Below are 11,679 nucleotides of genomic sequence, written 5' to 3'. Positions count from 1 at the left end.
GCGCGGTCACTCACGCGCCAAGCGGAACGAGCCGCCGCCGGGCGAGCTACGGCGCGATGTCGTCGAAGCGCTCCGCGACGGCGTGGCGGCTCTCCGCGTCCCGCGCCGTCCCCGGCCTGAGCAGCTGCACCGTGCGCATGCCGGCGGCCGCCGCGGCGTCGAGCTCGGCCACGATGTCGGACAGGAACAGCACCTCTCCCGGCTGCAGCCCGAGCGCCTCCGCGATCCGCTGGTAAGCGCCCGCCTCTCGCTTCGGCCCGGTCGTCGTATCGAAGAACGCCGTGAACAGGCCGGTGAGATCGCCGGCCGTCGTGTGCCGGAAGAGGAGCTGCTGCGCCTCGACGGACCCGGAGCTGAACACGGCGAGCGTCACCCCGAGGTCTCGCCATCTCCGCAGCGCCGGCTCCACGTCCGCATACACGTGGCTCCGGAGCCCCCCCGACTCGTAGGCGCTGCGCCAGATCTTGCCCTGGAGCGCCTTCAGCGTCGTCTCCTTGCGATCCTGGTCGATCCACGCGAGCAGCGCCGCTGCGAGCTCGCCGTCGCTCACCGCCTGCTCGCCCTCACCCCGCTCGCGCGCGACCGCGCGCCGGGCGGCCTCGACCTCCGGGCCCCCGGCGTGCGCCGCGACGTACGCGGCCAGATCCCGGCGCGCCACGGAGAACAGCGTGTCGTGCACGAAGCGCACGTCGGTCGTCGTCCCCTCGATGTCGACGAGCACCGCGCGCGCAGAGAGCGCCGCCACGCTCACGCCTCGAGCCGCGGGAAGCGCGACGCGATGTCCGACCCGGTGTGCTCGGCGACCCACCCCTTCGGGTCGGAGAACCACCGGATGCAGGTGAACGAGGGCTCCGGCCCCATGTCGAACCAGTGCCGCGTCCCGGCCGGTACGCTGATGAGATCGCCCTTCTCGACGAGGAACGAGAGCACGCGCTCGCCGTGATGGATGCAGAACAGCCCTCGCCCCTCGACGAAGAAGCGCGCCTCATCCTCGGTGTGGATGTGCTCGTCCAGGAACTTCCGCCTGAGCTCGGCGTGGTTGGGGGTGCCCGGCGACACCGACACGACGTCCGCCGTCACGAACCCGCGCGCCTCGGAGAGCTGCTTCACCGGCCCCGCGTACGCCTCGAGCACCCGCTCCTGCGCCGTGCCCGGCGGCAGCGGGCGCTCGGCGGACCAGCGCTCGAAGCGGATCTGCGCCTCTGCGGCGACGCGGGTGATGTCCTCGAGCGTCGTGTATTCGTCGGCCCTCGTCGGGTCGCTCTCCCGGTAAACCCGCAATCGGCTCATGATAGCCCTCCTTCCAGCAGCGCGCAGTCCAGCATGAACTCGATCGCCTCGATGTGGCGGATGGTGCTCGCGATGTCCGAGCCCCATGTGTACAGGCCGTGACCTGCGATGAGGTAGCCGTACACGGGCGGATGCGCCGACATGAACGCATCGACGTCCTCCGCCAGCTTCCGGATGTCCTGCGTGTTGACGAAGACCGGGAGGAGCACCGTGGCGGTGTGCGTCGCCATCCCGGAGAGCGCCTTCGCCACCTCGTAGCCCGAGAGGGTCACGTACCCCTCCTGCGCGCACCGGCGCGACAGCACCGTCGCCGCCCGCGAGTGGGTGTGCGCGACGGCGCCGATCTCGCTGGAGTGCCGGTAAAGCTGGCAGTGCAGCGCCGTCTCGGCCGACGGGCGGGCCGGCGAGGGCCCGGTCAGCCGGCCGTCCGCATTGACGACGACGATGTCCGACACGCCGAGCGCGCCCTTGGGCCGCCCGGACGCCGTGATCGCGAGGGTGCCGTCGCCGAGCCGGGCGGAGAAATTGCCGCTCGTGGCCGGCGTCCAGCCGCGCTCATGGCAAAAGCGGGACAGCTCGATGAGCTCGGCCGCGGCCGAGGAGAACGATGCAAACGGCGTCCCGCGTACGCTCACGGCGCAAACATACCAAAGCGAACGCGGGCGATCAACGCGCCGCGCCGCCGCTCGATCCGCGTCCGAGCCGCTGAACCCGGGGATCACCCGCGCTGCCCGCGCTCACGGCGCCGGAAGGCGCTCGGCCTCGCGCCGGCCAGCGCCGTCCCGCGCGCCGCGGAGCAGGCCGGCCCAGAACCCGAGCCCGTGCGCGGCGTGCACCGCGGGGAAGATGGCGCAGAGCAGAGGGAAATCGCGCGGCGAGGCGCGCCGCGCGAGCCGGAGCGACTCAGCGATCACGAGCGCGGCATAGGCGAGCAAGGCGAGCGCCAGCCCCGGGCGGACCGCCGGCGCGAGCGCTGACGCGAGCGCGAGCAGCGCGAAGGCCGTCACCATGCAAAACGGCAGCGCCGGCCGGAGCGACAGGAACCTGCGGCGGCACATCAGCGTGCGCGCGCGCCCCTTGCCATACGCGAAATACTGCCGGACGAGCGCGGCGAACGACGACCGCGGGTAGTAATGAGCGACGATCTCCCGGGACAGGTAGACCGCGCCGCCAGCCTCGATGATGCGCTGGTTCAGCTCGGCGTCCTCGTTGGTGATGGCGGCCGGGTCGTAGAGGCCGGCGATCTCGAACGCCTCGCGCCGGAAAGCCCCGTTGAACACCGACTCGACGAACCCCTCGCGCGACGGGTCCCGGTACGCCGAGCCGCCCACGCCGAGGGGGCTCGAGAGCGCGGCGCAGAGCGCCCGCTGAAAGCCGTTCCGGTGGCGCGGCCGCGCCGCGCCGCCCGCGTTGAGGGCGCCGGTCCTCCGGAGCGCCGCGACCGACGCAGCCACGTAGTCGCCGGCGTAGTCGGCGTGGGCGTCCATCCGGACGATCACCTCACCTCGCGCCCGGCGAATGCCGATGTTCATCGCGGCGGCCTGGATCCGGTCGGGGTTGTGGAGGAGCGTCACCCGTGGATCCTCCGCCGCGACGCGGCCGACGAGCTCCCGTGTGCTGTCGGTCGAGCCGCCGTCGACCACGAAGATCTCGAGGAGCTCTGGAGGATAACGCTGCTCGAGGGCGCAGCGGAGGACGTCCTCGATGTAGCGCTCCTCGTTGTAACAGGGAATGACGATGCTGCACCGCGGCCGCTCGGCGAGCGGGCGCAGAGAGAGACGCCCGCCTCGAGGCGCGCTCGCTGTTCGATCCATGGACTCCCCCGGTCTCTCGCGGGTCGAGCCGACCCGCAGCAGGACTGCGACAGCCGCGGATACAATCGCGGGGCCAGGCGATCTCGCGCGGTCGCCCGGAGCGAACTGCACTGCGCGACGCGGCCTGGACCCGGCCGGGGCAGGCCGCTGGGCTCGGGCTGCACACCGGCGGGCTCATGCGAGGGGCGCGCGGCGCGAGCGCAACCGGACGAGCGCCCGGGCTCATGCTGGCAGGGCAGCGGCTCGAAGCGCGCGGCCGCCGGGCGCGAGCGCCACGGAGCCCGGATCGGGGGGCGCGCGGCCCGCACGGAGCTCATGCTCCGCTCCACGGCCATGCCCCGGTCCGGTGGGCTTTCCACGGTTCCGCGTGGTCCGCGAACGAGCTTCTCGAGGAGGCGTGCAGATGGACTTCGATCTCGTCATCTCGCGGGGAACGATCCTCGATGGCAGCGGCCAGCCTCGCTACGTGGCGGACCTGGGGATCCAGAAGGGCAAGGTCGCCGCGATCGCCGGGCCAGGGGCGCTCGCGGGAGGGCGGACGCTCGACGCCAGCGGGCTCGCCGTCGCGCCCGGCTTCATCGACATCCACTCGCACGTCGACTGGCTGCTCGCGCTGCCCGACCACGAGGACGTCCTCGCGCCGATGGTCGCCCAGGGCATCACGACCGTGGTCGCGGGCAATTGTGGCCATTCCCCTGCCCCGGTCACCGAGGCGTCGATTCCGCTGGTGGAGCACTCCGCGGAGATCCTGAAGGACGGAGCGCTCGCCTACCGGTGGCGCTCGATGGGTGAGCTGCTGAGCGCCCTCGCGGCCGGCGGGCTGCTCGTCAATGCGGCGCTCCTGGTCGGCCACGGCACGCTCCGCCAGGCCGTCATGGGCAACAGCGCCGCTCCCCCGAGCCCGGAGCAGATGGACGCGCTCTGCGCGCTCGCGCGCGCGTCGCTCCGCGAGGGCGCGTTCGGGCTCTCCGCCGGGCTGGCCTACACGCCCGGGGTCTTCGCGCGAAGGCACGAGCTCCTGACGCTGCTCCGGGCGGTGGCCGACGAAGGGGGCGTGTTCACGGTCCACGGCCGGGCCTACACGTGGATATCGCCGTTCTACAGGCCGCTGCTCCTCGGCCCGCCGCACAACCTCCGCTCCGTCCGCGAGCTGCTCGGCCTGGCCGAGGAGAGCGGCGCGAAGATCCAGCTCTCGCACCAGATCTTCATCGGCCGGCGGACGTGGCCCACGGTGCCCTGGGTGCTCCGCGCGATCGAGCGGGCCGTGGACAGAGGGGTCGACGCCGCCTTCGACGCGTTCCCCTACACGGTCGGCAACACCACGGTGAACGCCCTCTTCCCCGCCTGGGTGCTCGACGGCTTCCGCGCCCGCATCGACGACCCGGCCGTCCTCCGCCGGCTCCGGCGGGAGTTCGCGATGTTCCGGCGGCTCCTCGGGCTCTCGTATGCCGACATCCGGCTGCTCTGGGGCGGAGCGCCGGAGCTCGCGGCGCTGGAGGGGCTCGATTTCGAGGCGATCGCGGGGCGCCTCGGCGGGAGCGAGTTCGACGCCTACGTGCACGTCGCCCGCGTGAGCGACGGCAAGGCGCGCGTCCTCCTGAACACGTACTCGGGCGTCGATGCGCACGACGAGCCGCTCCGGGCCGTGCTCTCGCACCCGCTCTGCGCGTTCGAGACCGACGCGATCCTCACCCGGCGCGGCCAGCACAACCCGGCGTCGTTCGGCACGTTCCCGCGGGTGCTCGGCCACTACAGCCGCGACGTCGGCCTGTTCCGGCTCGAGGAGGCCGTGCGCCGGATGACCTCGCTGCCCGCCGAGCGGATCGGGCTCCGCGACGTGGGGCGCATCTTGCCCGGGCACTGGGCGGATCTCGTCGTCTTCGATCCGGCCACGGTGGCGGACAACACGACGCCGCGGCGGGCCGACGCGCCGCCGTCGGGGATCCGCGCCGTCCTGATCACCGGCGAGGTGGTGGCGCAGGACGGCGCGCTAACGGGCAAGACCCGGCAGGGGCGCCTCCTGCGCAGGTAGGCGGGGCGGCCATACCCTTCATTGACGCTCAGGGACGTTCGGTTCCGACCGCTTCAACAGGATCGCGCCGGAGCGCGAGATGAGCGATGGCTCCATCGTTCCGCATGTCAGAAATCCCGCCAGGAACACCGGCCGATGGCGAGCAGTCGCCGGAAACAGTAGCGATTTTCATAGTTTCCGCCTGTTTCACCGCCGCGGGTGGCTCCGGTGGGCCCAACGGGGCGCCCTGCACCGGCGCGTCGCCCGCGGTGAAGGGCCCGCGGCATCACCGATCCCACCGTACGGCCACGCTGCACGCGCTGGTTGAGATAGAGGACCTTACGCGATCCACATCCCTCCTGAAAAAGCGACGCTGTATCAACAACTTATCCATGCATTCGCCAGCAGCACCGCAGGAGCGTCGCGGCGCTGCGCGCGTCTCCCCCAAGCGCCTCAATCCACAATGGGGCGAGCGGGGCAAACGCAGCACCCACCGGAGCGGGCAGGGCACCCGGAGCAGGGTGGGCCGCCGGTGCCAGCGCTCGATCAGCGCGCAGCCTCGCTCCGCTCGATGCTCAGCTCAGGATGGTTCGCCTGGATCCATGCGAGCGCCTGCTCGATCACCGCAGGTTCGTCCGCGTAGAGGATACAGGGGGACACGCAGAACTCGAGGTAGGCGGGCGTCGACCAGATCACCAGGTCGTCGCTCGTCCAGAACGACTGCGTCCGGTCGCTGAGCTCGGGCGCGCGCGGGACCCCAAGGGCCCGCGCCAGCGCCTCGCCCACGTCCTCGGAGAGGCTCGCGCGATGGCGGGCCGGCCAACCCGGGATCACGTCCGGAGCCTCGTGCCCCAGGGCGAACCGCTCCAGGAAGATGCGCCACGAATCGGCGAAGACGAAGCGCTCCACCACCCCGTCGTCGGCGACGATCGCGCCGTCCGCGGCCATGAAGTACAGGCCCTTGGAGAAGGCGCCGATCGGCACCAGCCCGTCGCGGGGCAGGACGCCGCCCTCGAGCTCGAGCGCGGGGCCCAGCCAGTAGAGCTCGCCCTGGTCGCGGGAGACACAGAGGCCGCCCGCGTGCTGCTCGAACGCGAGCAGCGGGTCGCTGGCCGCGACGCCGTGAGGCGCGAGCAGCTCCTCGAGGCGGGCGCGCGAGGCGGTGCGCTGCGGATCCCGGAGCACCCCCCGCGCGCGCAGGGCGTTTACCGCGCGGTCCGTGAGCACGCCCCGGAACCCCTCGGCGGCGAGCATCCATCGCGTGTGCACGAGCCGGTCGCCCGCCGGCGGGAGCTCGCGGCGCTCGAGCACACGCCCGCAGAAGTCGCGCTCCTGGACGAGCGATACGCCTGATGCGGTGCGCTCGACGCGCAGCGCTCCCTGTTGCTCGGGCCGGTCCAGGCCGACGGGCACGAGCCCGCGGCTCGCCGGCGCGGGGGCTTCGCCCGGATCGCGGAGAGCCACGGTGACCTCGTCGCCGGCGATCGCCGCGACCGCCGGCGAGCCCGCGAGCGCTTCGACCGCCCGGGCGAGCCGCTCGACCGACCTGGCGAAGACGAGCGTCCGGTCCGGCGCGGCGCCCGAGGGGTGCCCGTCGAGGAGGACGAGATCCTCGGCGTCCCAGACCGTGTGGTAGGCGTCGCTCGCGGCCGCCACGAGCCGAGCGCCGAGCGCCTCCGCGAGCCGGGCGCCAGCGCGCGGCCGAGCTTCGAGGCGCAGGTGGTGGAGGCCGCGCTGCGCGATGTCGAGGAAGCGCGCGAGCTTCTCGACCAGGATCACGGGGGACCCCGCGTAAGGCAGCAGCAGCTCGCCCGCCTTCCTCGAGAGGTCTCGGACCGAGATGGTGCCGTCCTCGGCCACGAAGAAATCGACCATGCCCTGGGCGCGTTCCGCGCGGTCGTGAGAGACGTCCAGGTACGGATCGAGCCCCGCGAATGCAGCGAAAGGCGCGCTGATCCCGATGGGCCAACAGCCGGCGCGAGACAGCGCCCTCGTCATATTGCGTTCCAGCAGCGCCGCTGGGCCGAGGAGGATCTCCCACCAATCTCGCGAGGGGGGACCGAAGGAACCGCCGCTCGCGAGCTCCAGCGGGTCCCGCGCGCGATCCGAGCCGGCGAAGCCGCCGATCGCAGCCTCGGCGGCGAACAGCGCCTCATGGGTGGGAAGCCCGCGCAGACGCAGCAACTTTTCCAGCTGTTCGCGTCCGGCACGACGCGCCTCGCTGCGGACGATGCCACGGCGGGCGAGGGTCTCGATGGCGAAGGGGGAAATCTCCATGGTGGGACCTCAGCGCGGCATCTGCACCCGCATGTTCGCTGCATTGCGTGGGTTCATGAGGCTCCTCGCGCTCCTCGTCGGTGCGCCCTGGTTCATCGCTTGTTGCCATCCGGGGCTCGGATTGTCGATGCCCGGCGTGGTGCGGCCCACCAGGTCCACGAGCTCGTTCGGCGGTGCGCCCTGGTTCGCCTGATTCTGGAGGTTGCGGAAGAGCACGCCGCAGTTCGGGCAGGCGTTTCGTGCTCCGCCGCCCTGCTGCGTCGAGCTGATCCCATCGATCTCTCGGAGCGCGCCGCGGAGATGCTGGTTGTTCGGATCGCTGGCCGAGCCGCATGTCCCGCGCGGCAAGTTGTTGCGTCGCTCATAGTCATAGAGATGCTCGCTCAGCGCCGCCGGCTCGGAGCAGTTCGCCGGATGGCGCGTCGCCTGAGGGAATTGCCCGTTGGTCGAGCCGTTCGCGGCCTGAACGGGCACCTGCGGCGCCATGTTGTTCCAGACCGCGGGGTGGATGTCGACCGGGTTGTCGGGATCGCGCGCGCCTTGGCTCACACCGCTCGCGTTCGGCAACGGCGTGCGGCTGCCGTCCGGGTTGATCTGCGAGCGCTGGATGTTCGTGGTCATCGCTTGCAAGCCGTCGAGGTCCACCGTGTTGAGCGGCGAGTTGTCGGCGAAGCCGTAGCGGCGGACTATTTCGACGGGATCCGGGCTGATGTAGCGGCCAATGTCGGGGTCGTAATAGCGATGCCTGTTGTAACAAAGGCCGGTCTCCTCATCCGCGTACTGGCCAGGAAACCGCAGCGGCGTGAAGGCCTCTCCCTGCACCGCGCCGAACGCGCGCGCCCGCTGCTCGGCCGCGATCTGCCCCGAGGACGTCACGAGAAGATCGGGGAATCCATTCGGCGCGCTCACGTAGAACCGGGGCGCGCCGCCGTCATCGATGTGCGCCAGCGGGGCGAAGCTCCCATCCGGGAAAACGTACGTTCGCGTCTCGGTCACCGGGACGTCCAGGGACGCGTCGCGCACACGCACCTCGTGAAGCAGGCGCTGATCGTCCCAGACGAAGCGAGTCAGGGCAAGGAGCTGTCCTTGGCTCGAGCGAACCCGCTTGGCCAGCCGCCGGCAGAACGCGTCGTAAATGAACTCCACGATGCGCCCGTCGGGCGCGACGACCGAGGCCAGGCGCCCGCGTCCATCCCAGGTGTACTTCCAGCGGCGCCCGTCGGCGAGGCGTTTTTCCACGAGGCGCGCGCGCTCATCGTAGGCATAGGCCGTCTCTCCCCGCTGCAACAGGGCACCGCCGCGATCGTACGCGTGCTCGCCGGCCTCGGTGGCGTAGAGGTTGCCGACCTCGTCGAAGCCGAAGAGCTCCGCCCTCCCGTGGGCAGGGATCTTGGCGAGGAGCTGTCCCATGGGATCGTACCGGTATCCCGTCGCGCCGAGGCGCGCGTCGAGCTCCTCTTCGAGAAGACCTACAGGGGAGTAGCGATACTGCGTGTCCGAAACGACCCCGTGCGCGATGGGCCCAACCCACTCCGGCTCGCCCGGTCCAACCGCGGCGCGCGCTGTCGCGGAGAAGACGCGCCGCTGGGCGAGGCGACCGGCCGGATCGAAGTCGTACTGAATGCGCCCGCCGCCCGGAAGGACGGCCTGCCGCTCGCGACCGAGCGCGTCGTAGTGGAAGTCCACAACCTCCCGGCCGAGCGCCATCCGCGCGATCTTGCCCATGATGTCTCGATGCATGTGCTCGACGTACCCGAGCGAGCTGACGCGCCGCGTCCTCCGCCCCATGGAGTCGTAGACCGCTTCAATCGTGTGGCGGACGCCGAGCGTGATCTGCTCCTCCTTCACGAGGCAGCCCCGCTCATCGTATGTCAGGTAGCACTCCGTGTCAGGCGTTCGTGCATCGGTCAGCCGCCCCACCTCGTCATAGGCAAACTCCTCCACCCCACCGTCGTAGATCCGCTTGATCAACTGCCCGGCTGCGTCGTACTCGTATTCGACCAGCTCGCCGGTGCTGCTCCGCCACTGCGTCAGCCGGCCGAACAGATCGCGCCGGAAGTCGTGCGTGCGTCCGTCCATCAGCTCCTCGCGGATCACGTGTCCTGCGAGGCTCCGCACGAAGCGATGAACCTGCCCGCGCTCGTTGTGCACCTCGATGAGGTGGCCTTCGCGGTTGTAGCGGTACCGGATGGGCCCCGCGCCGTCGTGCTGCACCTCGCAGAGCACGTTGAGCCCACCCCAGGTGAGCCTGCCGACGCGCCTGGCCGCATCGACGATCCGCGCCAGCCGCCCCTCGGCGTCGAACTCGAACGTGGTGACCCCGCCCGCTGGATCGGAAACGGTGCGCAGCAGGCCGCGCGCGTCGTACGCGTAGCGCGTCACGGCGCCGAGCGCATCGATGGTTGCTACGACGCGGCCGAGGTCGTCGTAATAGATCGTCTTCTTCGCGCCGTTCGGCTCGATCACGGCCGTGCGGTTGCCGTGCGCATCGTGCTCGAAGCGGGTCACTCCCCCGTTCGGAAGCGTTGCCACGCTCACGAGCCCACGCTCGTCGTAATCGTACATGACGATAGCGCCGCGCCGGTCCTCGACCGCGAGAAGATTGCCCAGATCGTCGCGTGTATACCGGAGCGCGCTCCCATCCGCGCGCACGAGCTCGGTCAGCGCGCCGCGATCATCGAAGGCATACTGCGTCCGGCGGCCGAGCGGATCGACGACCGCTGTGACGCGCCCTGCCGCGTCGCGCTCGAAGCGCGTCGTCGCGCCCATGGCGTCCCGAAAAGCGACGATGTTCCCGAGGGAGTCATACTCGTGCGAGAGCACGCCCGCGCCCCATGTCGACCGGTCCACCTTGCCGTGCTTGTTGCCGAAAAAGCGCCGGACACGGAGCGAGTCCGCGACTTCGGAGTAGCCGTCTCCCGAGAACTCCAGCTTGCAATGGAATATGCCACGCGCTCGCGTCACGCCGTCCGCGAGGAACACAGGCACCCCGGCCGCGAGGCTTGGGTCCTCCTGAGCGGGGTATTCACCCCAGGTCTCGATGCAGCGTCCCTCACGGTCGTACCGGTAGTGGACCACGAGCCCGCTGCGGTATGCGTGGGTGACGAGGCGGTGCTCCTCGTCATAGGCGTACCGGCACACATGTCCCTCGGCGTCCGTAGCCTCGACGAGATCCCCGCGCTCGTCATAGCGGTACGTGAAGAAGGCGTGCCAGCCGGAGGGGCTCGTGGTCGTGCGCACCTCAAAGGCGGCGATTCGGCCCGAGCGCTCCCGCCGCACGCGCACGAAGCGCTGAACGCAATCGCGGATCCACGCGAGGCCGGAGACATCGTAACCCAGCTCGATGCAGTTCCCGTTGCGGTCGAGGAGCGCGGTCAGGCGGTAGCGCGACCCCAGCTGATGGCGCTCGTTGAACAACAGCGTGAGCCCGTCCTCGGTCGTGAGGGCGAATCCCCAGGCCGCGCGACGCAGCACGATCTGCCCCACCAGCGGGCGCGTCTCGCCCTCTTCCAGCAGCGGGGCCGTCACCACGGTGCCGTCGTCCTGCGTGATCCGCACGGCGCGCCTGGAGAGCTCGATTTCCCAGGAGAGCGAGTGGCTCCACCCGAAGCCAAGGCCCATGTCGCGATCGCGCGCAGAGGACGAGTAGCGCCGCTGCACTACGAGCGGCAGCGGACCGGGCAGGCCGAGGTCGAGCGTCGGCAGCGTGAAGACGCGGCCGGTGACCACGTCGACCGGATCGCCGGCGGAGGTGCCGCCGGAGCCGCCGTGGACCGGGTTGGAGCAAGCACCGGCCCCCTGTCCATTTCCGCAGCCGTTGGCCCCCTTGCCGCCGCCGTCAGGGTTGTTGCCGCCATGGTTAGCGCTCCCGCCCTGACCGTCTCCATTCCCGCTGCCGCCCCTGCCGCCCTTGCCACCACCGCCGCCTCCACCGCCCATGATCCAGACGCCAGGGTTCATTCCAGGGATCGCAGGGATGTTCGGGACCGGAGCCGTGCGCGCCATTCAGGCATGGTCCCCAGCGATTCTCACCCCTGTCAAGATGAGAACTTGGGTGCCCAGACGCGACCCAGGAAGCCCGCGCGAGACGCTGGAGCATCATCGAACGGGACTCCTTTCAGAGTGGATTCTTCCAGGTGCAGCATGCATTGTCGCGGGAGACTCAGGCGATGACGTGCTACCCGCCCCGAGGGCGGTGCGTTCGATGTCGGCGCGCGGGTGGTCACCAGCGCCGAACCCGGCGCCGGCGGGAGCCTTCCTGCTCGGAGCGTCAGCGGCGCTCGCTGC

Annotated in this window: 7 protein-coding genes; 1 reads left to right on the top strand and 6 read right to left on the bottom strand. The window is 70.9% G+C overall.

Annotated elements, in window-relative coordinates; genetic code table 11:
• Nucleotides 1–46: 46 nt before the first annotated feature.
• The 4 genes from mtnC to WMF39_RS08355 all read right to left on the bottom strand — a co-directional run bounded on the left by mtnC (nt 47) and on the right by WMF39_RS08355 (nt 3,104).
• The gene (gene mtnC, locus WMF39_RS08370) at nt 47–745 is read right to left on the bottom strand and encodes an acireductone synthase (RefSeq protein WP_437745020.1); all 699 of its coding nucleotides are present in this window, start codon (nt 743–745) and stop codon (nt 47–49) included.
• A 2-nt stretch (nt 746–747) separates the two neighbouring features.
• Nucleotides 748–1,290, bottom strand: a complete 543-nt coding sequence (locus WMF39_RS08365; protein WP_437745019.1) for a 1,2-dihydroxy-3-keto-5-methylthiopentene dioxygenase — start codon at nt 1,288–1,290, stop codon at nt 748–750.
• Nucleotides 1,287–1,925: a methylthioribulose 1-phosphate dehydratase gene (locus WMF39_RS08360; protein ID WP_437745018.1), complete on the bottom strand. Its 639-nt coding sequence runs from the start codon at nt 1,923–1,925 to the stop codon at nt 1,287–1,289. Before WMF39_RS08360 ends, WMF39_RS08365 begins: the two co-directional genes overlap by 4 nt.
• A 102-nt stretch (nt 1,926–2,027) precedes the next feature.
• Nucleotides 2,028–3,104 (bottom strand): glycosyltransferase family 2 protein, encoded by a 1,077-nt coding sequence (locus WMF39_RS08355; protein ID WP_437745017.1) that lies wholly within the window; start codon nt 3,102–3,104, stop codon nt 2,028–2,030.
• A 403-nt stretch (nt 3,105–3,507) separates the two neighbouring features.
• Between WMF39_RS08355 and WMF39_RS08350 the strand changes: the two genes are divergently transcribed.
• Nucleotides 3,508–5,136 carry an N-acyl-D-amino-acid deacylase family protein gene (locus tag WMF39_RS08350; RefSeq protein ID WP_437745016.1) on the top strand — a complete coding sequence of 543 codons (1,629 nt, stop codon included), beginning with the start codon at nt 3,508–3,510 and terminating at the stop codon, nt 5,134–5,136.
• Between the two features lie 525 nt (nt 5,137–5,661).
• Here WMF39_RS08350 and WMF39_RS08345 read toward each other — a convergent pair.
• Both WMF39_RS08345 and WMF39_RS08340 read right to left on the bottom strand, forming a co-directional pair.
• Nucleotides 5,662–7,392 (bottom strand): hypothetical protein, encoded by a 1,731-nt coding sequence (locus WMF39_RS08345; RefSeq protein ID WP_437745015.1) that lies wholly within the window; start codon nt 7,390–7,392, stop codon nt 5,662–5,664.
• Nucleotides 7,393–7,401: 9 nt separating this feature from the next.
• Nucleotides 7,402–11,352 carry an RHS repeat-associated core domain-containing protein gene (locus tag WMF39_RS08340; RefSeq protein WP_437745014.1) on the bottom strand — a complete coding sequence of 1,317 codons (3,951 nt, stop codon included), beginning with the start codon at nt 11,350–11,352 and terminating at the stop codon, nt 7,402–7,404.
• Nucleotides 11,353–11,679 lie beyond the last annotated feature (327 nt).

The organism is Sorangium sp. So ce1504, assembly GCF_051521635.1.
Taxonomy (GTDB): domain Bacteria; phylum Myxococcota_A; class Polyangia; order Polyangiales; family Polyangiaceae; genus Sorangium; species Sorangium cellulosum_B.
This window is presented reverse-complemented; position numbering and strand designations above follow the sequence as displayed.